We start from the raw sequence: 26,389 nt of genomic DNA, 5'->3' as shown, positions 1-26,389 counted from the left end.
GGTGGTGATCGATCAGCGAGCGGTCGGAACGCCCGGGCGAATGTGGTCTGCGAGCGATACGGCCCGCTGGTCGCGGGCCGACATCAGCGTGACCGGCAGCGGCCACGGGATGGCGAGATCGGGGTCGTCGTGGGCGATCACGACGTCCTCGGACGGATCGTGCGGCCGGTCGATCCGGTACGCGATGTCCGCGGGTTCGGTGAGCGCCTGGAAGCCGTGCCCGCACCCGGCCGGGATGTAGATCGAGGCCTGGGTGTCCCCCGACAGCGTGAAGTGCGCCTGCTGCAGGTACGTCGGCGACTCCGGCCGCAGATCGACGACGACGTCGAACACCTCGCCGGCGGAGCAGCGGACCAGCTTCGCCTCACCGCCGCCGGATCGCAGATGCATCCCGCGCAGGACGCCCTTGCGGGACCGCGACAGGCTGTCCTGCGCGAACCCGTCCGGGTCGATGCCCACCGACCGGGCGATCTCGGCGTCGAAGGTCCGGCTGAAGAAGCCCCGCTCGTCGACGTGCGGGGTGGGCTCGAACAGATAGACCCCGGCGACCTCAGGTACCTGCGTCACCTTCATGAGCGTCCCTCCAGGGTTTCGGCCGACTGCGGGAAGAGCTGCGAGGTCAGGACCTCGTACTGCTCCTCGATCAGGCGGCGGTTGACGGCGTTCCGTTCGTCCATCACCGGCCCGACGATGTCGCGGCGGGACTCGAGCGCGGAGTACTGGCTCATCAGCCGATCCACGTCGAGAGTGCGGATGTACTGGCAGAACTCCGCGAGACCCATGTCGGCCATCAGGACGTCGTTCTTCGCGGCGTACCCGATCGAGACGGTCGGTTTGGACAGCATCAGGGCGCAGACCACGTTGTGGTACCGGGTGGCCACGATCGTGTCGACCGCTGCCATCTGCTCCATCAGCTCGTCCAGCGACCGCGGCGGCTCGTCGACCACCCAGGAGGGATCGAGCTCGGGCCGGCGGGCCCGCACCTCGGCGAGGATCGCGGCCGAGGCCAGCTCGTCCTCGTGATCTCCGGTGAGCAGCCGCACCCGGTGCCCCTGCCCGACCAGCCAGTCGACGAAGCGGGTCATCTTCGCGAGGTACTCCGCGAACACCTCTTCGCCCTGGTCCCGGTCGTCCTCGGTACCGCGGTACGTCATCACGCCGACGCCGACCGTCGTGGGCTCCCCCGGTGGGGTGACCGACCGGACCTCCGGGATCGGCAGCGAGAACGCGAGGTCGGGATAGACCGGGTCGTCCGCGATGCCCAGGCCGGTGGCGCGCATCGCGTCCTTCGACAGCTGGTCGCGGAACGAGCGGTAGTACGCCAGCCGGGCCGCCAAGGTGAAGACGCGGCGGGTCATCCGGCGTCCCGACGAGTTGGCGCCGACGCTGACCAGAGCGACCTTCGTACCGACCAGGCGACCGGCGGCGGTGAGCAGGAGCAGCGAGTACGGGAAGCCCCACCAGCGCAGCGGCAGGCCGCCCTCGAGGACGCCCATACCCGGCACGACCACCACGTCGTGGCGCCGTACCCAGGAGGCGGTCCAGAAGAAGTCGACGATCTTCCCGATGCCCTTGAGCGCGACCGAACGCAGGCTGCTCGCGGTGCTGTACTCGTCGCGGTTCCAGTTCATCCGGGTGGCCGGCAGGCCGTAACGAGCCTCGACCACCTCCGGACCGGAGCAGAGGAAGTCGATCTCGGCGTCCGGGTACGACTTGCCCAGGAACGCGAGGAACGCCTCCAGCGATCCGTCGTTGCCGAGGTTCCCGTGGCCGAGCAGGCCGAAGAACCCGATCCGCGGACCGCCCGCGGCTGCCGTGGTGAAGCTCTCGCCGCTCATGCGACCCGCCCGTTCTGGCCCGCGACCACTCCGGAGACCGATACGACTTCGCTGACCTGCTCGACCGGCGTGTCCTGCCGGCGCATCGACGGCGGGACCACCCGGCTCGTCATCCAGCGCAGAAGTTGCCAGAGGCAACGCATTCGCTGGCCGCCGGTCAACGGCGAGCGGAACAGCGCCCGGACGTAGCCCAGCGGGTACTCGACCAGTAGCCGGACCGTCGGGTGCCGCAGCTTGTTCCGGCGGCGCGGGTCGAGGTTGCCGCACCAGGAGCGGACCGTCCGGTTGGACCGGAGCGCGCTGTCCGGGTGGTCGCGACGGAAGAACAACGACGCCGGCACATGGTGGAACCGGCCGTGCAGCGCGATCTCGGCCACGATCGTCCGGTCGGCGTGGTAGAAGCTCTCGTTCAGGGCCGTACGGCGCAGTACGTCGGACCGGACGACACCGTAGTCGTCGTCACCGCCGACGTCGAACAGCAGGCTCCGGAACCGCTCGACCGGATCCGGCGAGTCGGTCGTCAACGGGTAGCCGACCTTGGCGACGATGTCCCCGGCCTCGTCGATGATCGCGCTCCACGAGTGGCACAGCACGGCGTCCGGGTGCTCGTCGAGCGCCTCGATGCACCGCTCCAGCAGGTCCCGGGCGTACAGGTCGTCGTACGACGCCCACTTGAACAGCTCGCCCCGCGATTCGGTGAAGACGACGTTGTGGTTCGGCGAGGCGCCGAGGTTCACCGGCTGGCGGATGTAGCGGACGCGCGGGTCGCGAGCCACGTACTCCCGGCAGATCCGCTCCGTGCCGTCGGTCGAGGCGTTGTCGGAGATGATCAGCTCGAAGTCGGCGTAGGTCTGCCCGAGCAGCGCGTCGAGTGCCTCCGCCAGGTACTTCTCGCCGTTGTAGACCGGCAGTCCGATGCTCAGCCGCGGTACTGCGTTCATCTTCTCCTCATCTCTGCGAGAGCCTGCGGGGGCGTGAGGGACCTGCGGGGCCCGCGGGGCACCGTGTCCTCGATCCGGGCCGACGATCGGTGCGCCGCCCGGCTCGCCATCCACCGCAGCAGGTGGGTGTAGCAGCGGCGGCGCTCGGCGGACGACAACGGCGCCCGGCGGATCGCGCCGACGAATCCACCGACGTACTCGGCGAGCAACCGTGCGGTCGGGTTGCTCAGCCGGTGCGCGCGCCGCGGCTCCATGTTCGCGGCGCGGCTGCGGATCGTCGGTTTCGCCCGCTCGGCGCGGTCCGGATGGTCGCGGCGGAAGAACAGCACCTCGGGCACCTGGTAGAAGCGGCCGGACAGGGCCAACTCGGCCATCAGCGTGCGGTCGGCGTGGTGGTAGCTCCCGTGCAGCGGCGTACGGCGCAGCATCTCGGACCGGATCACGCCGTAGAAGTCGTCCCCGCCGACGGTGAACAGCATGCTCCGGAAGCGCTCGGCCGGGTCGGGCGAGTCGGTCGCCAACGCATACGCGGGCGTGAGGACAACCTCGCCGGCCGCATCGATGATCGCCTGCCAGGCGTGGGCCAGAACCAGGTCGCGATCGTCGTCGAGAGCCGCGATGCACCGCGCCAGCAACTCCCGCCCGTACAGGTCGTCGTACGACGCCCACTTGAACAGCTCGGTGTGCGACTGCTCGAAGACGTAGTTGTGGTTCGGCGTGGCGCCGATGTTGACCGGCTGGCGGAGGTAGCGGATGCGCGGGTCGCGAGCCGCGTACTCCCGGCAGATCCGCTCGGTGCCGTCGGTCGAGGCGTTGTCGGAGATGATCAGCTCGAACTCGCCGTACGACTGTCCCAGCAGGGCATCCAGCGACTGGGCCAGGTAGCTCTCCCCGTTGTAGACCGGGAGGCCGACGGTCAGCCGCGGTACGGCGGTCATGTGCTTCTCACTTCGGGAAGGACGGTCTGCGCATCGTCAGAATTCACCGCAGACTCCAGCTGCTTGCGCTCCCGGACGCCGACGCGCAGCGTGTACCACCAGACGAACGCCGCCGCGAACGTCGCGCTCGCAGCGCCCCAGGCCGAACCACGCGCACCGTCCAGTGCGCCACCGACCACGCCGCCGACGAGGTAGAAGGCGGAGGCGCAGAGCTGGGCCTTGAGACTGCGGCGGGCGATACCGAGCGCGCGCAGACCGGCCGCGGCTCCGGTGTTGAAGCCCGCGCTGGCCACCGACAAAGTTGCCGGCAGCACCAATGCGGACGCGGTCAGCCAGACCTCGCCGAGCAGCGCGTGTCCCCACTCGTCCGGCAGCGCGAACAGCAGCAGCAGACCCCAGGCCAGCGCGGCGATCGCCTGCGCGCCACCGAGCAGCAAGCAGAACACTGGCAGTGCCCGCACCGATCGACGCAGTACCCTGGCCGCTTCCGGCACCGCGACCAGTCCGATGCCGGACAGCACGATGAAGAACGGTCCGAGCAGCATCTCGGCGCCACGCACCGTACCCACGGCTGCGACGCCGGCGAAGGCACCCAGGCCGTACATGCGGAGCTGATAGGCCCCACTGAGCGTCAGGTTCTCGGTCAGGTAGCGAAGGCTCAGATCGCGGTGTTCGGACAGCCAGCGGCGCGCCAGCGTCGGCCGCGGCAGGATGCCTGCCTGCAGCCCGCTCACCAGCGCCGCGAACACCCCGGCTGCACCCCAGGCCAGGACGAACCTGGTCACACTGGCGTGCTGTGAGGCCAGGTACAGCAGCGGCACCAATCCCAGCGCCCAGGTGATGTCGCTGACGAAGGCCTTGCCGCCCTGTCCCGATGCGAAGAAGGCGAACCGCCAGCTGTCCTGCAGCATCAGGCCGGGCAGCACGATGCCCAGGGCAATGAATGCCTGGCCGGCGTGCCCGCCGATCAACAGACCGACGGCCGCGCAGACCGCACCGAGGCCGAGACCGACCACGATCGCCATCCCGGACGACTTCGCGACCGCTGCCCGCCAGACCGACCGATCCAGGCCGCTGAACCGCACCGCCAACGGATCGGTCGCCAGGCCGCGGGAGATGTTCAGGACCACGCCGTACGTCACCCAGGCCAGGCTGAACGCGCCGAACTGCAGCGCGCCCAGCTCCCGGGCGACGACGATGCCCACCAGGAAGCTGACCAGGCTGGTGACAGCCTGGTCGGCGAGTCCCCAGGTGAGGCGGCGTAGAACAGCTCTCATGGTCGGCTCACAGACCGCTTCGCTGGACGGCCGGCAGATCCTGGAGACGCCAGAGTCCGAGCCGGTTCGGGTCGACCTCGCCGCCGTCGGGGAAGGACTCGAGCGGTTCCGGGAAGTTGAACGGCGGCAGGAGCATGTTCAGCCGCCGCCAGTTCCGGCCGGTGAACTGGTTGTGGTTGCGCTCGACATCGTCGTACTGGTTGATCACCAGCCACTTCGCGCCGGTGGAGCGGAAGTTCTCCAGGATGTCCGCTGCGTCCTGGAACGAGATGTGCACAAGACAGTCCCGGCACAGCACCAGGTCGACCTTGGGCAGCTCGCCCTTGGTCAGGTCGGCGACCGCGAAATCGCGCTGCGTGTTCCCGTACTCCTCCTGGTTCTTCTCGATCACACTCGCGACGATGTCCACCCCGTGGTACTTCTGCACCGGAAGATCGATGTGACGCATCCAGTTCAGGTCGCCGCAGGGCGCGTCGAGCATCGTCGTCACGCCGTGACGGGTCAGCAGCTCAGGCAGGCGTTCGCGGATGTCGACGGTGGCGCGCAGCTCGGAGCCCGTGCCGGAGCCGGACTCCGCGCTGTCCCACCCCGACGACTCGTAGACCTGGGTGAACAGCGCCTCTCGCGAGGTCACCCGCCAGCGCAGCCGGTGGACCGCCCGCACCCGTGCCATCGGCCCGCGGAGCAGGCGTTTCAGCATATCCAGCCCGGAATCACGAAGGCTGCCTGCAAGTGATGTCATTTTCTGGTTCCTCTTCCCCGGTTCAACTGACGTCTTGACGTCGAGCCCCCAGCTCATGGGGTTCCGGCAGTGGGACCAGGTAGGTGGCGCCCCAGCCGCCGTCTGCTTCGAGTTGCGCGACGATCTCGTCGGCGATGTCCCAGGTCAGCACGAGGACGACATCCGGCCGCGCGGCCTTCAGTTCCTCGATCGGCCGGATCGGGACCATGCACGCGCCGGGGATCCGGCGGCCGTGCTTGCCTGGTGCGAGATCGACGGTGAACGGCAGCAGGTCGGTCGTCACGTTGCTCAGATCCAGGAGCACCGGCGCCTTGGACGGCGCGCCGTACCCGAGAACCGTGCGACCTGCGGCTTGATGGCGGCTCAGCTCTTCGTGCAACGCGCCGGCGGCGTGCCGTGCGGCCTCCTGCAGGCTGCCGAGCTGAACCTCGTCGGCGATCCCGGCCGCTTCCTCGTCCTCCAGCACCACGTCGACCGACTGATCCGGCTTGGCGTCCGCGGTGTGCCGCAGCATCACCATCAGACTGCCGCCGTACATGTCGACCTGGTTGACCGACTCGACGGTCAGACCGTGCAGCGCCGCGATGTTCTGCAGCGCGCGGAGCGAGACATACGCCCAGTGGCCGTGCCGGATCGTGTCGAACTGGTTGCCGATGAACAACGGCAGCAGGTGGTGGAACTCCATCACCAGCAGGCCGCCCGGCGCGAGCCGTTCCGCCCGCAGCTTCAGCGAGTCGCCGTACTGCGGCTCATGCACGATCCCGTGGACGTCGACCACCAGGTCGGCCTTCTCGCCATCGCCCGCGAGCCTGCAGCCCGCGACGTACAAGTGATCGAGCCAGGACCCGCCATGCGGACTGCCGAACTCGAACACCGTCCCGCTGCTCAGTTCCGGGTGATCGCTGAGGATCTCCTTGACCCCGGCCTCCGCATGCGCGCGGCTGGTCGCGGACTCGACAGCCAGCGGCTCCTCGGCCATCTGCGCCTCGACCGGGCCGAGCTGCACCAGCGTGCACTCCCGGCACAGCCAGAGCGCCAGCGGCCAGCGCGGGTCGGGTCCAGGACTGTCGGCCGGCGGGAAGTGGTCGGCACACGGCTGGTCGCCGATGTCCACGACAGGTACGACGTTCTCCGCGCCGCAGCCACGACACTCGAAGCTCACTGCATCCCCCTCGCTCACCATGTCAATGTCGCTTTGGCCGTGGTGAACGCCTCGGCGTACTTCGCCCGGCACTCCATTCCGCGCAGCCGGGCCAGCCCGGCGAAGACCTCTTCGTCGAACCAGTCGTGCGGGACCTGGGACGGGTATGCCTTGTGCAGCAGCGCGACCTTGTCCCGCAGCTGCTCCTCGGTGAGCTCGACGTACAGCCACGGCCGGCTGATGTCGCCGTCCCACTTGGGGATCTCGTAGTGCAGCACCAGATGGCTGCGCCACACCGTCGGCGCCAGCTCGGCGATCAGCCGGTGGTCCTGGTGCGCGTCGTGCTTGCTCGGGGCAAACACGATGTCGGGACGACGGCTCCCCCGAGCCGTTGCCTCGAGCAACTCCTTGGTCTCGTTCCAGTGCGACGGCAACCGGCCGTCCGGCAGCTCGGCCGAGGTGACGGTCACCTCGCACTCCGGCAGGAACAGCTCCGCCGCGCGGCGGGCCTCCTCCAGGCGCAGCGGCGTACCGGTCGCGATCACGAACTCGGCGGTCAGCTCCGGTACCGACTCGGCCAGCTTCAGCAGCGTGCCGCCGCAGCCGATCTCGATGTCGTCCGGATGGGCGCCGAGGGCAACCAGATGAACCGGCCCGTCGATCAGGCCGAGCTGGAACGGAAGCATCAGATCGCCACCACTACCGGCGCGTCCGCCGACACCGCGGGTTCCTTGTCCAGCACCTGTGCCTGCTGCTGGCGGACCTGGTGGCTCCACAGCGCCCACGGCTTCTTGCCGGATCGGTACAGCTCCTCGAGCTGGCTGCGCTCCTTGAGCGTGTCCATCGGCGCCCAGAACCCGTGGTGCGGGATTGCCTCGAGCTTGCGCATCGCGGCCAGCCGCGGGAACGCATCGCCGACCAGGTCCTCGCCCTCGTGCAGGACGTCGAAGATCTCCTTCTTGATGACGAAGAACCCACCGTTGATCCAGACGTTCAGGTCGACCGCCGACCGCAGCCCGGTGACCCGGGAGTCGGTGCCGAACTCGACCGTGTGGAACGAGGCCTGCGGCGGCACCGCGAGCAGGCTGGCGGTGATGTCGCTGGTCATCACGTGGTCGACGATCTTGTCCATCGGCGCGTCGGTGAGCACGTCACCGTAGTTGGCCAGGAAGGCGTCGTCGTCCTCCAGGAACGGCCGGACCCGGCGCAGCCGCTCACCGATCGAGGTGTCGATGCCGGTGTCGACGAAGGTGATCTTCCACTCGCTGATGTCGGAGTCGAGCAGCTCGATGTGCTCGCCGCCCTTCGTCATCACGAAGTCGTTGGAAACGGTCTCCTCGTAGTTCAGGAAGTAGTTCTTGACCGCGGCTCCCCCGAAGCCCAGGCACAGGATGAACTCGGTGTGGCCGAAGTGCGCGTAGTACCGCATGATGTGCCACAGGACCGGCCGGTCGCCGATCGTCATCATCGGTTTCGGTGCGGAATCGACGCCGCTGCGCATCCGCAGCCCGAGCCCCCCGCAGAAGATCACGACCTTCATCTGACTTCCTTCCCCCCAACGCCTTTCAGATCACTTCGAGCTGCGGGATGGGTACGACGAACTTCGCGCCCCACTCCCGTGCGTAGCCGAGCTGGTGGACGATCTCCGCGCGCAGGTTCCACGGCAGGATCACGATGTAGTCGGGGCGCGTCTCGGCCAGGCGCTCCGGGGCGAAGATCGGGATGTGCGTACCGGGCAGGTACATCCCGTGCTTGTGCGGGCTGCGGTCGACCGTGTACTCCAGCAGGTCCTCGCGGATGCCGCAGTGGTTGAGCAGCGTGTTCCCCTTGCCGGGAGCGCCGTACCCGGCCACCGACTTGCCGTCGCGGCGGGCCTGGATCAGGAACTCCAGCAGGTCGGACTTGATCGCGAACACCTCGTCGGCGAAGCCCAGGTGGCCCTCGACCGTGTGCAGACCGGCGTCCTTCTCGTCCTGCAGCACCTTGCCGACCAGCTCGGTCGGCTCGCCGGCGGTCTCGGCCGGCGTACTGAACAGCCGCAGCGAGCCGCCGTGGCTGGCCAGCTCCTGGACGTCGACCACCTTCAGGCCGGCCTTCTCCAGCGCCAGCGCAGCGGTCTTGAGCGTCAGGTACTGGTAGTGCTCGTGGTAGATCGTGTCGTACTGGCGACGCTCGATCAGCCGCAGCAGGTGCGGGAACTCCAGCGACACCAGCCCGTCGTCCTTCACCAGCGCGCGCAGGCCCTTGGCGAAGTCGACGATGTCCGGGACGTGCGCGAACACGTTGTTGCCGACGACCAGGTCCGCCTGCCCGTGCCGGGCGGCCGCGTCCTTGCCGGTCTCCTCGCCGAGGAAGTAGCTCTCGGTCCGGATGCCGTTCTCGTTGGCGATCTTGGCGATGTTCGCGGCCGGCTCGATGCCGAGCACCGGGATGCCGAGGGCGGTCGCGTGCTGGAGCAGGTAGCCGTCGTTGCTGGCGGCCTCGACGATCAGGCTCTCGGCACCGAGGTCGAGCCGCTCCTGCATGTCGACGACGAACCGGCGGGCGTGCTCGACCCAGCTGGTCGAGTACGACGAGAAGTACAGATAGTCGCTGAACACGTCGTCCGCGGCGACGTACGCCGGGAGCTGGACCAGCAGGCAGTTGTCGCAGATCCGCACATTCAGCGGGTAGAACGTCTCACCGCTGTCGATCTGGTCGGCGCGCAGGTAGCTCTCGCACGGCGGCGACATGCCGAGGTCGACGAACGTGCGCGTCAGTTCCGCGCCGCAGATCCGGCAGCTGTTCATCACTGCATCTCCTTCGGTCCCGGGAACGGCCCGTCGGTCTGACGCCGCAGGTTGCCGTCGACGAGACCGGCACCCAGCAGCTGCCGGATCCGGCGCAGACGGACGAACTGGGCCGAGTTGAAGTCGTCGAGCGTGAGGCCGTGCCGCTGGTAGGCGTGGTACAGCTCCTCGACGCCCTTGCGGACCGTCCACTGCAGCTGCAGCTCCGGGAACGTGTCGTTGAGCTTGCTGAAGTCGACCTTGTAGTTGCGCAGGTCGGGGCCGGCGCCCTCGGCGATCGACAGCGTCGACCCGGGCACGGCCTCGCGGACCATCTCGGCGATGTCGCGGACCTGGACCACGTCCTCGGACCGGCCGACGTTGAACGCCTCGTCGTGGATCACGTCCCGCGGCGACTCGAGCACGGTCAGGAACGCCCGGCTGATGTCCTCGATGTGGACCAGCGGGCGCCACGGCGTACCGTCGCTCTCCAGCCGGACCTGACCGGACGTCAGCGCGATCGCGGTCAGATTGTTGACGACGATGTCGAGCCGCAGCCGGGTCGAGGCGCCGTACGCGGTCGCGTTCCGCAGGTACGTCGGGCTGAAGGTGTCGTCGGCCAGCTTCGACAGCTGCTGCTCCGCGAGCGCCTTGGTTTCGCCGTACGCCGTGACCGGGAACATCTCGGCGTCCTCGCCGACCGCCTCGGAGCCGGCCGCGCCGTACAGGCTGCAGGACGACGCGAACAGGAACCGCTCGACGCCGGCGTCCTTCGCGGCCTGCGCGACGTTCAGCGTGCCGTCCAGGTTGACCGAGTACGTCGCGGCCTTGTCCAGGTTGCCGAGTGGATCGTTCGACAGGGCGGCCAGACAGACCACCGCGTCGTACCCCTCGAGCTCCCGCGCGGTCACGTCCCGCATGTCCCGCGGCGGCCTGTTCCCGATCGGGTCCGGCCCGCCGAGCAGGTCACACCCTTCGTACAGCCCTGTGTCCAGACCGTCGACCTGATGCCCGGCGTCCCGTAGAAACGGCACCATGACGGCCCCGATATAACCCCGATCACCGGTAACCAGAACCCTCATCCGTCTTCCCCTCACCCCAGCGCAGTCCCCTGTCGCCCATAAAGAACCCCCGGACAAGCGCCTGATACATCGTTCGCGAATTCACGCGAAGTCCGTGGACCGGCCCACGACGACTTCGTCCGGGTCGTAGAGAGAGGAGAGATCGAGCAATGAGCCACAGTCGCTGGAAGTCCGTGCGTGAGCGGAAGCTCGGCACGAGTGCGCTCGAGCCTGAGGACGTCGTACAGGCGCGTCGTGAGATCCGCCTTTCCATGGCCCTTGCTCGAGCTGTGTACGAACGGCGCGTTGAGCTCGGCCTCACCCAGGCCCAGCTTGCCGATCGTGCCGGGCTGACGCAGGCGAAGGTCTCGCGCATCGAAGGTTCTGACACCGTCCCCACTCTGCCGCTGCTCTCGAAGCTCGCGCACGCCTTGGACGCTTCGCTGAACATCGCACTCGACGACGACGAGATCCACGTCTCCTTCACCCCGCACAGGACCGAGGCTGCCTGAGCAGGCGCCCCTGCGTCATCAGTGATGGTTCCGGCGGGCTCCTACGAGTCGAGGTTTCGGTCCTGGGTGCGGCCCAGGGTGGTCGGGCGGTGGACGTTGGCTGCAGGTGCGATCGACGGCTTCGGCGCATTTCCGGCCGGCGGGCTGTCGCGGAGGATTGCGGCCTGGCGGAGGAGGTCCTTCGGCACCGGGACCCGGTGCGGAGTGGTCCGGACCCCCGGTCGCTGCGGGCCGACGTCGGGTCGCCCGCCGCCCGCGATGCCGTGCAACTCCGGCTGGGGCATCCCTCGATCTCGCCCCAGACGTTGTCCGGCCACCGCGGCAGGGTCGTCCGATCGAGCCGTGAAGTTGAGCGCCTCGCGGTAGGCCCGGGCGTTCGGGTCCCGCACGACCTGACCGTTCTCGATGGTCGGGAGCGGCTCGAACTCCCGGTAGACGAGCCGGTGCGACGGGCCTAGCGGCCGGCCGTGGTCGCTGTACTCCTGGACGACCGGGACCTTCAGTTCCGCGGCATCGCGCAGGTCGTGGGAGCCCGGGCCGTAGCCGAGCTGCTTGCCCTGGTACTCGCTCTCGCGACCTTCGCGCAACGCCTTCAGCGCGTCCACGGCAGCCTGGAACTCCCGGCCCTGCGGACTGTTCTGGTCCTGCTTGAACGCCTGGTACAGCCGGTCCATGTCCTGCTTGAGCTCGGGGTGGATGATCAGGTGGTACTTCACGCCTGACCGCCGTTGCCATCCGGGTCCAGGCCGTACTCGTGCATCATGTCCTCGAACGACACCGAGTCCTCGGAACGCGAGCTCGCGATCCGGTCGCGGGCGATCTGCTCGGTCCGGCGCTCGAACTCGGCCTCGTTCTTCATGGCCTCGTATTCGGCCCACTGCTCGAACGATATGACGACGCCCTCGGGGCGGGGCTGGTCGCCGAAGAAGACGGGTTCGGTGGCGCCGCCGCGGTACAGCTCGAGGATGCGGCCCAGGCTCTGTCCCACGGTCGTGGTGTCGATGACCCTGATCCGGTCGCCGCTCGGGAGGTCGTACGAGGCTTCCATGATTACTCCGATGGCTGGCTGGTCGGACACGTTCCGTGACTCAGGATACTTTCCGCCAATTTCTGGCGCTGATGTATCAGCACAGCAGACACGGCGCTCTCATGGGCGCTGTGGACGTGGGGATGCCACGTCATGAGCCTGTGGGGGGCGTTATGAAGGTAGCCGTGTTCGGCTTGGGGTACGTCGGATCTGTTACGGCCGCGTGCCTGGCGGCCGCCGGCCACGACGTCTGGGGGGTCGATGTCGATACTGCGAAGGTCGATCCGATCACTCAGGGACACAGCCCGGTGGTCGAGCCGGGTCTGGACGAGCTGGTGGCGGCGGGTGCGACCTCAGGTCGCCTGCACGCGACCACCGATCCACGGGTTGCGCTGGAGCGGGCCGATGTCTCGCTGATCTGTGTCGGTACGCCGTCCACGCCGGCAGGCAGCACTGATCTGACCTACATCAAGCGCGCGGTCCGCGACATCGCCGAGGCCGCGCAGACCGTCGTACGGCCGGCGTCGGGCTTCCACAGCATCGTCGTCCGCTCGACGGTCCCGCCGGGCACCGTCGACGAGGTGGTCGAGAAGGTGCTGGCCGACGTACCGCCACCCGACGGTCTCACCTTCGGTACGGCGATGTGCCCGGAGTTCCTGCGGGAGGGATCCGGCCTCGCGGACTTCTACGCGCCGCCGTTCGTGGTCGTCGGCACCCGCAACCCGAAGGTCGGTACCGCTCTGACCGACCTGTTCGGCTTCTTGGACACCGAGGTCGAGATCGTCGGCGTCCGGACGGCGGAGGCGCTGAAGTACGCCTGCAACGCGTTCCACGCCACCAAGGTCTCGTTCGCGAACGAGATGGGCCGGATCTTCCGGCACTTCGGGGTGGATTCGCGCGAGGTGATGAAGATCTTCGTCCAGGACACCAGCCTGAACATCTCGCCGTACTACCTGAAGCCCGGCTTCGCGTTCGGCGGCTCCTGCCTGCCGAAGGACCTGCGCTCGGTCCTGCACCTGGCGAGGATGAACGACACCGAGCTCCCGCTGCTGGCCGGCACGTTGGCCACCAACGAGCGAAGTGTCCGCGACGTCGTCGACCGGGTGATCGCCGGCCCCGGCCGCGAGATCGCGCTGCTCGGACTGAGCTTCAAGCACGCCACCGACGACCTGCGCGAGAGCCCGAACGTCGAGCTCGCCGAGCGCCTGATCGGCAAGGGCTACAACCTGCGCATCTACGACGCGATCGTGAATCCCACCCGCCTCGTCGGAGCCAACCTGCGCCACGTGCAGTCGAAACTCCCGCACCTGCAGCGCGTCCTCACGGACGACCCGACAGCCGCCCTCGCCGGCGCCGACCTGGCCATCGTCTCGGCCACCGACACAGCCGCGATCAACGCCCTGCTGGAGGCGCCACCGGCGCGGACGATCGACCTGATCGGCCGCCTCGGCGCCGAGGTCGAGGCGCTGCCCGGATACGAAGGAGTGGGCTGGTGAGCGGTCCGCGCGTCCTCATCATCATCCAGAACCTCTGGGTGCCGTTCGACCGCCGCGTCTGGCTGGAGTGCCAGGCGCTGGTGGGATCCGGGTACGACGTCACCGTGGTCTGCCCGAAGGGCCCTGGCGACCCGGCGTACGAGGTCATCGACGGCGTCACCGTGCACAAGTACAAGGCCTACGCGCCGGGCGGCAGCAAGATCAGCTTCGTCTGGGAGTACGCGTACTCGTTCCTGCTGACGCTGCGCCTGGTCTTCCGGGCCCGCAAGGCCGGCAAGTTCAAGGTGATGCAGGCCTGCAACCCGCCGGACATCTTCTGGCCGATCGCGATGCTGCTGCGCCGCCTCGACGGGACGAAGTTCGTCTTCGACCACCACGACCTGTGCCCGGAGCTGTTCCAGTCCCGCTTCGGCGGTACGACGAGCCTGCCGTACAAGGGTCTGCGGTTCCTCGAGCGGACGACGCACCGTACGGCCGACCACGTCACCTCGACGAACGACTCGTACCGCCGGATCGCGATCACCCGCAGCGGCAAGGCGAACCACGACGTGACCGTGGTCCGGACCGGGCCGGACCCGGACAAGCTGCAGCGCGACCCGGCCGCTGTGGACGACTCGCTGCGCCGCGGCCACCGCTACCTGCTCACCTACATCGGCGTGATGGGTCCGCAGGACGGTGTCGACATCGTCGTCCGTGCGGCCGACCACATCGTCAACAAGCTCGGCCGGACCGACATCGCGTTCACGCTGATGGGCGGCGGTGACTCGTTCGACGAGGTCGTCGCACTGCGGCACGACCTCGGTCTCGACGAGTACATCGAGTTCACCGGCCGGGTGCCGGACGAGACGGTGCGCGCGGTGATGTCGACCGCCGACATCGGCCTGTCCCCCGACCCGAAGAATCCGCTGAACGACGTGTCGACGATGAACAAGACCATGGAGTACATGGCCTTCGAGCTCCCGGTCGTCGCCTTCGACCTGATCGAGACCAAGGTCTCCGCCGCGGACGCCGCGGTGTACGTCGAGCCGAACGACGTGGCGCAGTACGGCGAAGCGATCGTCGACCTGCTCGACGACGAGGTGCGCCGGCGCCGGATGGGCAAGCTCGGCCGCGAACGGGTCGAGCAGGTGCTGGCGTGGAAACACCAGCAGAAGGCGTACCTGCAGGTGTACGACGCGTTGACCGGTCACGTCAGCCACATCGGTGACGTCGCACGCGCGACGGGGTCCTGACGTGTGCGGCATCGCCGGCTGCTACCAGCAGCACGACGGCTTCGCGCTCGCCGAGGCGATGAGCGACCGGATCGCCCACCGCGGTCCGGACGCCGACCGGGTGTACGCATTCGACGAGGGTGATGTGCGGGCGTTCCTCGCGCACCGCCGGCTGTCGATCATCGACCTGTCGTCCGAGGCCGACCAGCCGTTCAGCAAGCGTGGGCTCACGATCTGCTACAACGGCGAGCTCTACAACTACAAGGAGATCCGCGCCGAGCTGTCGAGGGCAGGCGTCGGTTTCCGCACCAACGGCGACACCGAGGTGGTGCTCGAAGCCTGGCGCCGCTGGGGCCCGGACGCGCTCAGGCGGTTCCGGGGCATGTTCGCGTTCGCGATGCTCGACGAGGACAGCGGCAGCATGTACCTCGCCCGCGACCCGCTCGGCATCAAGCCGCTCTACTACCTCCGCCGTGAAGGCGGCGTGGTCTTCGCCTCCGAGCTGAAGGCGCTCGTCACGGCGGTCGGGTCCGAGCTGCGCACCGAGCCGGGCGCACTGATCGCGTCGATGCTCTATTACTGGCTGCCCGAGCAGCGCTGCGCGATCGACGGCGTGGAGAAGCTCCCGCCCGGTTCGTGGACCGAGTTCCGGCCGGACGGCAGCAGCCGGCACGAGACGTACTGGCGGGTGACGGACGTCGCGACCGAGGCGGCCGCGGGTCCGCGCGCCGACCTGCGCACGGTGATCGAGGAATCGGTCGCCGCGCACATGGTCGCCGACGTCCCCGTGTCCACGTTCCTCAGCGGTGGCCTCGACTCCAGCCTGGTGACGGTGCTGGCGAAGCGGATGGACCCGAGCGTCGACTCGTACACCATCACGTTCCGGGCGCAGGACCAGAAGCTCGAGGCGATGCCCGACGACGCGATCTACGCGCGCAAGGTGGCGCAGCAGTTCGGCATCGACCTGCACGAGATCGAGATCGCGCCGGACGTGGTCGAGTTGCTGCCGCGGATCGTCGACATCCTCGACGAACCGATCGGCGACCCGGCCGCGATCAACACGTTGCTGATGTGCGACACCGCGCGGGACGCCGGCGTGAAGGTCCTGCTGTCCGGGATGGGCGCCGACGAGCTGTTCGGCGGGTACCGCAAGCACCTCGCGTGCGTGATGGGCGCGCAGTACCAGCGGCTCCCCGGCGTACTGCGGAACGGTGTGATCGGGCCCGCCGTCCGGCGGCTGCCGGTGACCGTGAACGGTCGCGGCCTGCGGTACGCGCGCTGGGCGAAACGGTTCGAGACCTTCTCGAACCTGCCGGAGGAAGAAGCGTTCCGGCGCAGCTACACGATGTACGACGAAGACCAGTTGGCCGGCCTGCTGAGTCCGGATCTGGAGCCGTACGTCGGGAAGCTGCTCGCCGAGCACAGCGACATCTACCACGACACCACGCTCGACGATCACGTGAACCGGATGTGCCTGGCGGACTCGCGGATGTTCCTGCCCGGGCTCAACCTGGCCTACACCGACCGGTCCAGCATGGCCGCGTCGACCGAGGTACGGACGCCGTTCGTGGACCCGATCGTGGCGCGCGCCGCGTTCTCGATCCCGGGCAGCGAGAAGATCCACCGCCGGGTCAGCAAGCTGGCGCTGAAGCAGGCGGCCGAGGCGTGGCTGCCGAAGGAGATCATCTACCGGCCGAAGGCGTCGTTCAGCGCGCCGCTGCGGGCATGGATCCGGAACGACCTGCGCGAACTGGTCGACGACACGCTCCTGAGCGGTGAGCTCGTCGGCAGCGGGTTCTTGCAGCGGGCCGCCGTACAGAAGCTCGTCGACGACGAGCGGGCCGGCCGCGAGGACTACTCGAAGCAGATCTGGCAGTTGCTGACGCTGGAGACCTGGACCAGGCACATGCGTGACCTAGGTGTCACCATCACTTCTCTCTGAGGGACGGACATGAAGCAGGTTGCACAGAACTACAAGTCCGGTGAGCTGGCTGTGCTGGACGTGCCTCCGCCCACCTGTGCGCCCGGTGGCGTGCTGATCCGTTCGCTGTACTCGCTGATCTCGACCGGCACCGAGCTGATGAAGGTCGGCGAGGCGAAGCTGTCGCTGGTCGGCAAGGCGAAGGCGCGGCCGGATCAGGTGCGGAAGGTGCTCGACTCCGTGGCGCAGCAGGGCGCGTTGAACACCTACAAGAAGGTGATGAACAAGCTCGACTCGTACACGCCGCTCGGGTACTCGCTGTGCGGTGTGGTGGTCGAGGTCGGGGCCGGTGCGGAGGAGTTCAGTGTCGGGCAGCTGGTTGCCGCGGCGGGGAACGAGTTCGCGTTGCATGCGGAGTACAACTGGGTGCCGCTGAACCTGTGCGTGCCGGTCCCGGACGGGGTGCCAGCTGAGCAGGCCGCGTTCTCGACGGTTGGTGCGATCGCCATGCAGGGGGTGCGGCAGGCTGAGGTGCAGCTCGGTGAGACCGCTGTGGTGATCGGGCTCGGTCTGGTCGGGCAGCTGGTCGTGCGGTTGCTGGTCGCGGCCGGCGTACGGGTCTTCGGGATCGACACGGTCGAGGACCGGTGCCGGATGGCGGAGAAGGCGGGCGCGCTGGCGTGCTCGTCGCCCGACGAGGCAGGTATCGCGTCGCTCGAGCGGTCGTTGCTTGAGGCATCGAACGGTCTCGGCGCGGACCGCATCCTGCTGGCCGCCGGCGGGCACTCGAACGGACCGGTCGAGACGGCTGCCCGGCTGGCCCGGGACCGAGCTCGCGTGGTCGACATCGGCAAGACCAAGCTGGACCTGCCGTGGAACGCGTACTACGACAAGGAACTGGACGTCCGCTTCTCCAGGTCCTACGGCCCCGGCCGCTACGACGACCGCTACGAGCTCGAGGGCATCGACTACCCAGCCGGCTACGTCCGCTGGACCGAACGCCGCAACCTCGAATGCTTCATCGACCTGATCGCCCGCGAACAGATCGACGTAGGCTCCCTCATCGCCGGCCAGTTCCCCATCGCCGACGCCACCGACGTCTACCAGCAACTGAGCTCAGGCGCTCTGCCAGGAGTCGGCTTCCTCTTCGAGTACCCCGACGTACCGCAGCAGGAGACGGCACCCACGGCAACTGTTGCCCGACCTGCGAACCCGACCGCTGGATCTGCCCGGCTCGGGTTCGTTGGGGCTGGGAATTATGCGTCGAGCATGCTTCTGCCGCATCTGCAGAAGGATGAGGATGCGGTGCTGGCTCGGGTGGCGACCAACAAGTCGTTGTCGGCGGCGAATGCTCAGCGGCGGTTCGGGTTTCAGGCGATCTCGACGGATGCGCAGGAGGTGCTGTCCGACGACAGCCTGGACGCGATCTTCGTGGTGACCCGGCACAGTTCGCACGCGGACCTGGCGTGTCAGGCGCTGGAGACCGGGAAGGCCGTCTTCGTCGAGAAGCCGCTCGCGCTGACCGACGAGGAGCTGGACCGGATCGTCGCGACGGTTGATGCCACCGGCAACGACCGGCTGATGGTCGGGTTCAACCGGCGGTTCGCCCCGCTGCTGACCGATCTGAAGGGCCGCTTCGGTGACCCGGGCGGCAGCTACTCGCTGCGCTACCTGGTGAACGCCGGCAAGCTCGACTCCACCAGCTGGTACCTCGACGCCGGCAAGGAAGGCACCCGGTTCGCCGGCGAGGGCGGCCACTTCATCGACACCCTGACCTGGTGGCTGAACAGCCTCCCAACCGAGGTGTACGCCGTACCCGGGCCCGACACCGGAGACGTGATCGTCACGCTGCGGTTCGCCGACGGTTCGGTCGGCACGATCAACTACGTCGCCGGCGGCAACTCGCGGTTCCCGAAGGAGACGCTCGACATCACCGGCGGCGGCCGCAACGGCCGGCTGGACAACTTCCAGAGCGCCTCGGTGTGGGCCGGGCGCAAACCGTCCACCCGCAAGACCCGCAGTACCGACAAGGGTCAGCGGACCGAGCTCGCGGCGTTCGTGGCCGCGGTGAAGTCGGGCGGCCCGATGCCGATCTCGTTCGACGAGCTCGTCGCCACCACCCGCGCCACCATCGCCGTCGACCGCAGCCTGGCGAGTGGCAAACCGGAGAAAGTGTGAGCCGCCAGCCCTTGGGCTGGTACGTCCGCCGCCTGCGCCGGATGTCCCCCACCGAACTCATCCTGCGCGCTCGCGACACCGGACGCCGTACTGCCTGGGCCTACCAACAGGTCAGGCCCGGGCAGACCACGGCGGCCCAGCTTCCGCTCCGCAAGGAGCTGACCTTCGGTACGACGTTGCCGGCGCACACCGCCTGCGCCGTACCGGAGGATGCCCGCAAGGCGGTGATCCGGACGGCCGACGCGATCATGGCCGGCAACCTCGAGGTGCTCGGGGTCGAGCGGACGGACCTGAAGGAGCCGGACTGGTTCCGCGACCCGATCACGGGCCGGCGGTCGGACCCGGCGCAGTATGTCTTCAAGCTGAACCACCGCAACGAGGAAGCGGTCGGCAACATCAAGCAGGTGTGGGAGCTGTCCCGCCACCACCACCTGACCCAGTTGGCCGCCGCCTGGTTCCTGACCCACGACGACCGGTACGCCGAACGCGTCGCCGACCACCTCAACGACTGGTGGCGGACGAACCCGTTCCTGTCCGGGGTGCACTGGGCCGGCGGTATCGAGATCGGCATCCGCCTGATCAGCTGGACGTGGATCCGCCGCCTGCTGAACGACTGGCCGGAGATCACAGACCTGTTCGAGCACAACGAGCTGGCGCTCCGGCAGATCTACTGGCACCAGCGCTACCTGGCCGCGTTCCAGAGCCACGGCTCCTCGGCCAACAACCACGTGATCGCCGAGGCCGCAGGTCAGCTGGTCGCGGCCTGTGCCTTCCCCTGGTTCACCAAGAGCACTCGCTGGCGCCAGGACGCGACAGCCCTGCTGGAGAAGGAACTCGACGCCAACACGTTCCCGTCCGGCGTGAACCGCGAGCTGGCCACCGACTACCACCGCTTCGTCTCCGAGCTCGGCCTGTACGCCGCTCTGGAAGCAGACTGGGCCGGTCACCCGCTCAGCCAGCAAACGTGGGACCTGCTGACCAGCACACTCGACGTCGCCGCGGCAATCGTCGACACCACGCTCCGGCCGCCACGCCAGGGCGACGACGACGAAGGCATGGTCCTGGTCCTTGATCCACCGGACATCCACCACTGGTCAGCGTTCCTGTCTCTCGGTGCGGCCGCCGTCGGTGCGGCGCCCTGGTGGCCGGACAGCCCGCCCACTGCGACCTCGTTCATCGTCGGCTCGCTCGTCGACGGACAGCAGCCGGACCGCCCCGCCGTACGGCCGGACCACTTCGAGGATGCAGGTCTGACCATTCTGCGCAGCAATGACGCCGGACCGGAGATCTGGTGCCGCGGTGACGCCGGTCCGCACGGCTTCCTCTCCATCGCAGCCCACGCGCACTCCGACGCGCTCTCGCTCGAGGTGCGCGTCGACGGCGTCGACGTCCTCGCCGATCCCGGCACGTACTGCTACCACGGCGAAGAGGAGTGGCGGAACTACTTCCGCTCCACGATCGCCCACAACACCGTCGAGGTCGCGAACGCCGAGCAGTCCACCTGGGGCGGACCGTTCCTCTGGCTGCGCGGTGCGACCGGCAAGGTACGCCGCCACGCTCCCGACACCTGGGAGGCCGAGCACGACGGCTACCGGGTCGGCGACTCACCGGTCACGCACCGGCGGACCGCAGTACTCGATCACGGCGTACTGCGGGTAGAGGACCGGCTCGATGCGGCGTCCGACGTACGCATTGCCTGGCATCTCGGACCAGAGGTGTCCGTCGAGCTGGACCGGTCGACCGGACGGCTGGAGTGGCCCACTGGCTCTGCGGTCGTCGAACTACCGGCCGGATTGACCTGGACAGCGCACCACGGTGGCGACGATCCGTTGCTGGGCTGGTACTCACCGCGATTCGGCCGCAAGGTGCCGATCACGACACTGATCGGCGCCGGAAATCTGAGCGCGGATCAGGCCGCCGTGAGTACCTTCCGATTCCGGTCCTGATCTGTATCACCCTCCGCTCGCCGCCCTCTATTAACAGACAAGAAGTGGCGTTCGACTGGAGGGGACTGTGAGCGCACAGCAGCTCGACGTCAAGAAGTCTTGGCGAGCCATCCGCAGGCATCGCTGGATCGTGGCAGCCGTGGCGGCGGTGGGCCTGGTCGGCGGTGTCGCAGCCGGGTTCCTGGTGCCGCCCCTGCACACCGCCACGTCGCTGGTGGTGCTACCGCCGGCGCCGACGACCGACGCGGAGAAGGCCGCCGGCACACAGAGCACCGACACACAGGTGTTCATCGCCGAGAGCGAGCCGGTGCTGAAGAGCGCCGGACAGAACCTGACCCCGCCGCTGTCGACCGATGTGGTCCGCAGCCGGGTCAAGGTCACCGCCGTCACCGACGACGTCATCAAGATCGACGCGAAGGGAACGACGGCCGGCCAGTCGATGGCACTCGCGAACGCTGTCGCCGGGGTTTATCTGGTCTTCGTCACCACGGACCAGAACCTGCCCGGCGATCTGGGGAAGAAAACGGGGGCACGGGTGTTGGAGCAGGCGACAACCGCACGCGGTGGAAACATGCCGATTCACCTCGGCATCTACGGCCTGCTGGGCGCCCTGATCGGCGCGGTGGCCGGATCGATCGGCGTACTGGCCAAGGAGCGCGGCGATCGGCGGCTGCGGCTGCGCGACGAGATCGCCGACGCGGTCGGACTGCCGGTCCTGGCCTCGGTCTCGTCGTACCAGGCCAATGACGTGTCCGACTGGACCTATCTGCTCGAGCATTACTCGCCGACAGCGGTCGAGGCATGGGGCCTGCGTAAGACGCTGCACCACCTCGGCCTGGACGTGAAAGGCCAGAACGCGGTCTCGCTGGCGGTCATCTCGTTCGCCGGCGACGACAAGGCGCTGCCCCTCGGCCCGCAGCTCGCCGCGCTGGCCACGTCGATCGGCATCTCCACCTCGATCGTGGTCGACTCGCACCACGAACCGTCCGGTGACACCACACTGAGCATCCACCTGATCGTCGTCGACCGGGACGACCCGATCGTGGTCGGCTCCGAGTCGACCAGCAACACGATCGTGGCGCTGTCGGCCGGCACCGTGACCGCCGAGGAGTTGGCCCGGCTCGCGGTTGCGGCCGCGGCCGACGACCGCTCGATCGACGGCATCGTCGTCACCGATCCGGACCCGACGGATCGCACCATCGGGCGTGTCTCCCAGTCGATGCGCCGGTCGAGCTCGCGACTGCCCACCCTCCTCACCGGCACCGCGAGGAGGACCAAATGAGCAACCAGCCGTACACCGAGCCGGTGGTGAGCGAACCGGCCTGGGCCGACGACGACGGGATGTTCGACGACCAGCCGACGAACGCGCATCCGCCGGAGGCGCTGGTCACGCTGCGCTTCCTCCGCGACGCCATCCGCCGGCATCTGCGGATCTGGGTCATCATCGCGCTGGTCGGCTTCCTGGGCGGGCTCGCGTCCACCTACGTGGTACCGGCGCCGAGTCAGTCGGCGACCCGGTTGCTGATCACCCACCGGGACGGCGAGGACCCGACCAAGGCGATGGCCACGGACGTCAGCCTGGCGACCACTCACACCGTGGCGCAGCGCGTGATCGACCTGCTCAAGCTGCCGATCAGCCAGGACGACCTGCTCAAGGAATACACCGTGGTCCCGATGACGGACCGGGTGCTCCAGATCACCGCGGCGGGGAAGACCAGCGACGAGGCGACCAAGCTGGCCAGCGTCGTCGCGCAGGTCTTCCTGGTCTACCGCAAAGAGCAGATCGCCTTGCAGAACGCGCCGCTGCAGCGCGACTTCACCCAGGCCCAGAACGACCTGGCCGTGGCGGAGCAGGCGGTCCGGGCCACCGGCGACGACCCGGCCGCGAGCGAGCTGAAGCACCCGAACAGCCCCGAAGGGGTCCGGCTCGGCGCAGCCCGCGACCAGATGGTCTACGTCCGCCAGCAGTTGCTCGACTCGCAGGTCGAGGCGTTGCGGATGAACAGCAGCCGGCTTCTCGACGTGGCCGCACCGGTACCGGTCTCGGCCAAGCGCGCGCTCGCGATCAACGCCGGCACCGGCCTGATCGCAGGGTTGTTCATCGGCCTCGCGTTCGTCGTCGTCCGCGCACTGATCTCGGACCGGCTGTGGAAGCGCCAGGACATCGCCCTGGCCCTGGGCGCACGGATCCGGCTGAGCAGCCCGCGCCCCTCGCGCCTGCAAATGCTGCCGCGTCCGCGCTACCTCCGTCCGTCGCAGCGCCAGCAGCCGGAAGTGCAGCTGATGACGCAGCACCTCGACCAGCGCATCTTCTGGGGTGAGCACCCCACGCCGGCGATGACCGTGGTCAGCGTCGACGACGTCAAGACCTGTGCGCTCGTGGTGGCGTCACTGGCGATGGCGCTGGCCGAGGACGGCAAGCACGTCCTGGTGGCCGACCTGACCGAGTCCGGCCGGCTCGCAGCCATGCTCGGGGTGACGACTGCCGGCACGCACGAGTCCCGGTTCAGTGAGCCCGGCCAGCGCGTCGACGTCCACCGCCCCGAGCAGACCGCCGGCCCGGCGCAGGGCTGCTACCTGCACCTCAACGACAACAACCGGCCGTCCGCCTCCGGTGACATCGCACTCGACTCGGCCTGGGAGGTCGCCGACGTCGTACTCAGTCTCAGCACCTTGAGGCCGGAGATCGGCGCGGATCATCTGGCCACGTGGGCGTCCCACGCCACCGTCGTGGTCACCGCGGGGCTGTCGACCACCACCAAGATCCAGGCCACCGGCGAGATGCTGCGGCTGGCCGGGCTGGAGATCGACACCGCCGTGGTACTGCGTCCGGACCGCACCGACGAAGGGGTCGGCATCGCCGAGGCGGAGGCAGGCCGGCCGCTGAGCGTGGATGTCGAGATGTTCCGCCGATGACGACGATCACCACCCGCCTCGGTAACCAGCTGACCGCCCGGCTCAGCCACCGCCCCACCCGGCGGGTCGCCACGCCGGAGGTACGGCGGCGGCGACGCGTGCAGATGGCGTGGGCGCTGCTGGTGCTGAACGTGATGACGTTCTTCCCGGGCGCGCCGCACATCCTGCCGATCCCGGGATCGGTCGGCAAGCTGATCGCGCAGGGGGCGCTGGTCGGCGCGTTGACGATGGCGCTGTCGGTGAACCGGCCGGTCCGGATCCGGCCGAGTGTCTTCGTCTTCCTGGTGATGCTGCTGGCCGCGGAAGGGCTGCTGGCGAGCATCCGGGCCGAGTTCCTGCTCGGTGCGCTGTTCCGGGCCGGACGGCTGTGCGGATTCGCCCTGGTGCTGTGGCTGCTCACGCCGTGGTGGCCTCGCCGTGACCTCCTATTGCTACGGACACACCTGATGGTCCTGTGGGCGATCGTCGCCTCCGTGGTCCTCGGTCTGCTCGTCGCGCCCGGTCTGGCGATGACCGAGAACCGGCTCGCCGGCATCCTCTGGCCGATCCCACCCACCCAGGTCGGGCACTACACCGCGGTGGCCGCCGGACTGTCGGTCGTGCTCTGGATGTCCGGCCACCTACGCCGCGGGATCGCCTTCGCCAGCGTGGCGGTGTGCATCCCGGTGCTGCTGCTGACGCACACCCGTACCGCACTGCTCGCGCTGGTGGTCGGCCTACTGATCGCCGGGCTGAGCCTGTTCACCGGACGGTCCCGCGTGCGCAAGGCGTTCGCGATCGGCATCGTCGTCTTCTCCGTCGGGGCACTCACCCTGAGCACGGTGGTGACGACCTGGCTCGCCCGCGGCCAGGACGCCCAGGAGCTCGGAGCGCTGACCGGACGCAAGCTGGTGTGGGACGCGATCCTGGCCCAGCCGCGATCGACCTTCGAGACCCTGTTCGGCTTCGGGCTGTCCAACAAGTCCTTCAACGGCCTGCCGATCGACAGCAACTGGCTCGGCACGTACTACGACGTCGGGCTGGTCGGGATCGCGATCACGATCATGCTCGTGCTGTTCGTGCTGATCGCGGCCTGGTTCCGGCCGCAGGGTCCGCACCGGGCCATCGCCCTGTTCCTGGTGGCGTACTGCGTCGTCGCCTCGTTCACCGAGAGCGGGCTCAGCGAGGCGTCGTCGTACCTGCTCGACCTGACGCTGGCGGCGTCACTCGTCTACAACACGTCGACCCGCGAGGGACCACGATGAAGATCCTGCTGGTACACAACAGATACCGGTCGACCGCACCGAGCGGCGAGAACCGGGTGGTCGATCAGGAGAGTGCGGCACTGGCCGCACTCGGACACGACGTCCGGCACTTCGAGCGACACAGCGACGACATCGAGAGCTGGCCCGCCTGGCAGAAGGCGACGCTGCCCGGCCGGGTCGTCTGGAACCCGGCCAGCAGGCGCGACCTCGCGGCAGCGCTGGCCGAAGACCGGCCCGATGTCGTCCATGTCCACAACACATTCCCGCTGCTGAGCCCGTCGGTGCTGTACGCGTGCCGCACCGCCGGCGTACCCGTCGTGATCACCCTGCACAACTACAAGCTGCTCTGCGCCAGCGGTGACTTCTTCCGCAACGGCGAGGTGTGCCACGACTGCGCCGGCGGCAATCCGGCCGCCGCGGTCGCCCACCGCTGCTACCGCGGTTCCGCGCTGGCAACGTCGACCACGGTCCTGAACGCCCGCGGTCATCGCCGCAGCTGGCGCCGCCTCGTGTCGGCGTACATCTTCATCTCCGAGTCCCAGCGTCGTCTGCTCGGTGCGATGGACTTCGATCCGGACCGGTCGTTCGTGAAGCCCAACGCCGTTCCGTACGACGGCCCCGTCGGCGGACCGCGGCAACGGCAGGTGACGTACGTGGGCCGGCTGGACGCGGCCAAGGGCGCTCCGCTGCTGATGAAGGGCTGGGACGCCTATCGCGCCGTCGCCGGCGACGACGCGCTGCGGCTCGTGATCGCGGGCAGCGGGCCGATGCTGGACGAGGTGACCGCCTGGGCAGCCACCCGGCCGTCGGTCGATCTCCGGGGCCTGATGAACAAGCAACAGGTCTTCGAGCTGATCGGCCGGTCCCGGGGCGTGGTGCTGCCCTCGGAGTGGGAGGAAACGTTCGGTCTGGTGGTCGTCGAGGCGATGGCAGTCGGCGTACCGCCGCTGGCCTCGGCCCACGGGTCGTTCCCTGAACTGATCTCGGACGGCGTCGACGGCGCCCTGTTCGAGCCGGGCCGCCCGGACGCCCTGGCGAAGCTGCTGCTCGACGTGGACGCATCCCCCGCGCGCTACGACGAGCTCGGCCGGCAGGCGCGGACGACGTACGAGACGAAGCACCGGCCGGAGCAGAGCATCGAGCAACTGCTCGAGATCTACCGGTACGCGATCGAACATCCAGTCACCGCTCACCGCTGAGGTCGAGGACGCCATGCCCCCCGAAGACGTGCC

At 68.6% G+C, this 26,389-nt stretch carries 23 protein-coding genes; 10 read left to right on the top strand and 13 right to left on the bottom strand.

Features of this window, described 5'->3' with window-relative positions; genetic code table 11:
- Nucleotides 1–12: 12 nt before the first annotated feature.
- From OHA18_RS29830 to OHA18_RS29780, 11 genes are read right to left on the bottom strand one after another with little or no spacing between them, the layout of a single operon-like run.
- A complete protein-coding gene (locus OHA18_RS29830) occupies nucleotides 13–573 on the bottom strand; it encodes a dTDP-4-dehydrorhamnose 3,5-epimerase family protein (protein WP_328998646.1) in 561 nt (186 codons plus the stop codon).
- The gene (locus tag OHA18_RS29825; protein WP_328998645.1) at nucleotides 570–1,838 is read right to left on the bottom strand and encodes a polysaccharide pyruvyl transferase family protein; all 1,269 of its coding nucleotides are present in this window, start codon (nucleotides 1,836–1,838) and stop codon (nucleotides 570–572) included. Before OHA18_RS29825 ends, OHA18_RS29830 begins: the two co-directional genes overlap by 4 nt.
- The gene (locus OHA18_RS29820; protein WP_328998644.1) at nucleotides 1,835–2,779 is read right to left on the bottom strand and encodes a glycosyltransferase family 2 protein; all 945 of its coding nucleotides are present in this window, start codon (nucleotides 2,777–2,779) and stop codon (nucleotides 1,835–1,837) included. The genes OHA18_RS29825 and OHA18_RS29820 overlap by 4 nt, the downstream gene beginning before the upstream one ends.
- Nucleotides 2,776–3,717: a glycosyltransferase family 2 protein gene (locus OHA18_RS29815; protein WP_328998643.1), complete on the bottom strand. Its 942-nt coding sequence runs from the start codon at nucleotides 3,715–3,717 to the stop codon at nucleotides 2,776–2,778. Before OHA18_RS29815 ends, OHA18_RS29820 begins: the two co-directional genes overlap by 4 nt.
- Entirely contained in the window at nucleotides 3,714–4,994 is a 1,281-nt protein-coding gene (locus tag OHA18_RS29810) for a hypothetical protein (protein ID WP_328998642.1), read from the bottom strand. Before OHA18_RS29810 ends, OHA18_RS29815 begins: the two co-directional genes overlap by 4 nt.
- A 7-nt stretch (nucleotides 4,995–5,001) precedes the next feature.
- Nucleotides 5,002–5,736, bottom strand: coding sequence for a class I SAM-dependent methyltransferase (locus tag OHA18_RS29805; RefSeq protein WP_328998641.1), 735 nt, complete (start codon nucleotides 5,734–5,736; stop codon nucleotides 5,002–5,004).
- Between the two features lie 22 nt (nucleotides 5,737–5,758).
- Nucleotides 5,759–6,898, bottom strand: coding sequence for a class I SAM-dependent methyltransferase (locus tag OHA18_RS29800; protein WP_328998640.1), 1,140 nt, complete (start codon nucleotides 6,896–6,898; stop codon nucleotides 5,759–5,761).
- Nucleotides 6,899–6,912: 14 nt separating this feature from the next.
- Nucleotides 6,913–7,563: a PIG-L deacetylase family protein gene (locus OHA18_RS29795; RefSeq protein WP_328998639.1), complete on the bottom strand. Its 651-nt coding sequence runs from the start codon at nucleotides 7,561–7,563 to the stop codon at nucleotides 6,913–6,915.
- Nucleotides 7,563–8,417: a glucose-1-phosphate cytidylyltransferase gene (locus OHA18_RS29790; RefSeq protein ID WP_202877672.1), complete on the bottom strand. Its 855-nt coding sequence runs from the start codon at nucleotides 8,415–8,417 to the stop codon at nucleotides 7,563–7,565. The genes OHA18_RS29795 and OHA18_RS29790 overlap by 1 nt, the downstream gene beginning before the upstream one ends.
- Nucleotides 8,418–8,442: 25 nt before the next feature.
- Complete coding sequence (locus OHA18_RS29785) at nucleotides 8,443–9,666, bottom strand: class I SAM-dependent methyltransferase (protein WP_328998638.1); 1,224 nt, start codon at nucleotides 9,664–9,666, stop codon at nucleotides 8,443–8,445.
- Nucleotides 9,666–10,727, bottom strand: coding sequence for an NAD-dependent epimerase/dehydratase family protein (locus OHA18_RS29780; protein WP_328998637.1), 1,062 nt, complete (start codon nucleotides 10,725–10,727; stop codon nucleotides 9,666–9,668). The genes OHA18_RS29785 and OHA18_RS29780 overlap by 1 nt, the downstream gene beginning before the upstream one ends.
- 149 nt (nucleotides 10,728–10,876) lie before the next feature.
- On the opposite strand from OHA18_RS29780, the gene OHA18_RS29775 reads away from it, so the two are divergent.
- Nucleotides 10,877–11,218, top strand: a complete 342-nt coding sequence (locus tag OHA18_RS29775; protein WP_328998636.1) for a helix-turn-helix transcriptional regulator — start codon at nucleotides 10,877–10,879, stop codon at nucleotides 11,216–11,218.
- 41 nt (nucleotides 11,219–11,259) lie between these two features.
- On the opposite strand, the gene OHA18_RS29770 is transcribed toward OHA18_RS29775, so the two are convergent.
- Nucleotides 11,260–11,934: a hypothetical protein gene (locus tag OHA18_RS29770; protein ID WP_328998635.1), complete on the bottom strand. Its 675-nt coding sequence runs from the start codon at nucleotides 11,932–11,934 to the stop codon at nucleotides 11,260–11,262.
- Entirely contained in the window at nucleotides 11,931–12,266 is a 336-nt protein-coding gene (locus OHA18_RS29765) for a hypothetical protein (protein ID WP_328998634.1), read from the bottom strand. The genes OHA18_RS29770 and OHA18_RS29765 overlap by 4 nt, the downstream gene beginning before the upstream one ends.
- Nucleotides 12,267–12,418: 152 nt before the next feature.
- Here OHA18_RS29765 and OHA18_RS29760 point away from each other — a divergent pair, with 152 nt between their 5' ends.
- From OHA18_RS29760 to OHA18_RS29720, 9 genes are all read left to right on the top strand, one after another.
- Complete coding sequence (locus OHA18_RS29760) at nucleotides 12,419–13,741, top strand: UDP-glucose dehydrogenase family protein (protein ID WP_328998633.1); 1,323 nt, start codon at nucleotides 12,419–12,421, stop codon at nucleotides 13,739–13,741.
- Complete coding sequence (locus OHA18_RS29755; protein WP_328998632.1) at nucleotides 13,738–14,973, top strand: glycosyltransferase family 4 protein; 1,236 nt, start codon at nucleotides 13,738–13,740, stop codon at nucleotides 14,971–14,973. Before OHA18_RS29760 ends, OHA18_RS29755 begins: the two co-directional genes overlap by 4 nt.
- Before the next feature lies 1 nt (nucleotide 14,974).
- Entirely contained in the window at nucleotides 14,975–16,894 is a 1,920-nt protein-coding gene (gene asnB, locus OHA18_RS29750) for an asparagine synthase (glutamine-hydrolyzing) (protein WP_328998631.1), read from the top strand.
- Between the two features lie 9 nt (nucleotides 16,895–16,903).
- A complete protein-coding gene (locus OHA18_RS29745; RefSeq protein ID WP_328998630.1) occupies nucleotides 16,904–19,051 on the top strand; it encodes a bi-domain-containing oxidoreductase in 2,148 nt (715 codons plus the stop codon).
- A complete protein-coding gene (locus tag OHA18_RS29740) occupies nucleotides 19,048–20,997 on the top strand; it encodes a heparinase II/III family protein (protein WP_328998629.1) in 1,950 nt (649 codons plus the stop codon). Before OHA18_RS29745 ends, OHA18_RS29740 begins: the two co-directional genes overlap by 4 nt.
- A 67-nt stretch (nucleotides 20,998–21,064) precedes the next feature.
- A complete protein-coding gene (locus OHA18_RS29735) occupies nucleotides 21,065–22,279 on the top strand; it encodes a Wzz/FepE/Etk N-terminal domain-containing protein (protein ID WP_328998628.1) in 1,215 nt (404 codons plus the stop codon).
- Nucleotides 22,276–23,913, top strand: coding sequence for a YveK family protein (locus tag OHA18_RS29730; RefSeq protein ID WP_328998627.1), 1,638 nt, complete (start codon nucleotides 22,276–22,278; stop codon nucleotides 23,911–23,913). Before OHA18_RS29735 ends, OHA18_RS29730 begins: the two co-directional genes overlap by 4 nt.
- Nucleotides 23,910–25,157, top strand: coding sequence for a hypothetical protein (locus OHA18_RS29725; RefSeq protein WP_328998626.1), 1,248 nt, complete (start codon nucleotides 23,910–23,912; stop codon nucleotides 25,155–25,157). Before OHA18_RS29730 ends, OHA18_RS29725 begins: the two co-directional genes overlap by 4 nt.
- Entirely contained in the window at nucleotides 25,154–26,356 is a 1,203-nt protein-coding gene (locus OHA18_RS29720) for a glycosyltransferase (protein WP_328998625.1), read from the top strand. The genes OHA18_RS29725 and OHA18_RS29720 overlap by 4 nt, the downstream gene beginning before the upstream one ends.
- Nucleotides 26,357–26,389: the final 33 nt, after the last annotated feature.

The sequence above is a fragment of the Kribbella sp. NBC_00709 genome (assembly GCF_036226565.1).
Taxonomy (GTDB): Bacteria; Actinomycetota; Actinomycetes; order Propionibacteriales; family Kribbellaceae; genus Kribbella.
Note: the sequence above shows the minus strand (reverse complement) of the source record. Positions and strands in the feature narration are given on the sequence as shown.

Excerpts from the sequence above, each read along its gene's own strand:
- OHA18_RS29830 (WP_328998646.1), bottom strand. The coding sequence starts at position 573 with ATGAAGGTGACGCAGGTACCTGAGGTCGCCGGGGTCTATCTGTTCGAG.
- OHA18_RS29825 (WP_328998645.1), bottom strand. The coding sequence starts at position 1,838 with ATGAGCGGCGAGAGCTTCACCACGGCAGCCGCGGGCGGTCCGCGGATC.
- OHA18_RS29820 (WP_328998644.1), bottom strand. The coding sequence starts at position 2,779 with ATGAACGCAGTACCGCGGCTGAGCATCGGACTGCCGGTCTACAACGGC.
- OHA18_RS29815 (WP_328998643.1), bottom strand. The coding sequence starts at position 3,717 with ATGACCGCCGTACCGCGGCTGACCGTCGGCCTCCCGGTCTACAACGGG.
- OHA18_RS29810 (WP_328998642.1), bottom strand. The coding sequence starts at position 4,994 with ATGAGAGCTGTTCTACGCCGCCTCACCTGGGGACTCGCCGACCAGGCT.
- OHA18_RS29805 (WP_328998641.1), bottom strand. The coding sequence starts at position 5,736 with ATGACATCACTTGCAGGCAGCCTTCGTGATTCCGGGCTGGATATGCTG.
- OHA18_RS29795 (WP_328998639.1), bottom strand. The coding sequence starts at position 7,563 with ATGCTTCCGTTCCAGCTCGGCCTGATCGACGGGCCGGTTCATCTGGTT.
- OHA18_RS29790 (WP_202877672.1), bottom strand. The coding sequence starts at position 8,417 with ATGAAGGTCGTGATCTTCTGCGGGGGGCTCGGGCTGCGGATGCGCAGC.
- OHA18_RS29785 (WP_328998638.1), bottom strand. The coding sequence starts at position 9,666 with ATGAACAGCTGCCGGATCTGCGGCGCGGAACTGACGCGCACGTTCGTC.
- OHA18_RS29780 (WP_328998637.1), bottom strand. The coding sequence starts at position 10,727 with ATGAGGGTTCTGGTTACCGGTGATCGGGGTTATATCGGGGCCGTCATG.
- OHA18_RS29775 (WP_328998636.1), top strand. The coding sequence starts at position 10,877 with ATGAGCCACAGTCGCTGGAAGTCCGTGCGTGAGCGGAAGCTCGGCACG.
- OHA18_RS29765 (WP_328998634.1), bottom strand. The coding sequence starts at position 12,266 with ATGGAAGCCTCGTACGACCTCCCGAGCGGCGACCGGATCAGGGTCATC.
- OHA18_RS29760 (WP_328998633.1), top strand. The coding sequence starts at position 12,419 with ATGAAGGTAGCCGTGTTCGGCTTGGGGTACGTCGGATCTGTTACGGCC.
- OHA18_RS29745 (WP_328998630.1), top strand. The coding sequence starts at position 16,904 with ATGAAGCAGGTTGCACAGAACTACAAGTCCGGTGAGCTGGCTGTGCTG.
- OHA18_RS29730 (WP_328998627.1), top strand. The coding sequence starts at position 22,276 with ATGAGCAACCAGCCGTACACCGAGCCGGTGGTGAGCGAACCGGCCTGG.
- OHA18_RS29725 (WP_328998626.1), top strand. The coding sequence starts at position 23,910 with ATGACGACGATCACCACCCGCCTCGGTAACCAGCTGACCGCCCGGCTC.
- OHA18_RS29720 (WP_328998625.1), top strand. The coding sequence starts at position 25,154 with ATGAAGATCCTGCTGGTACACAACAGATACCGGTCGACCGCACCGAGC.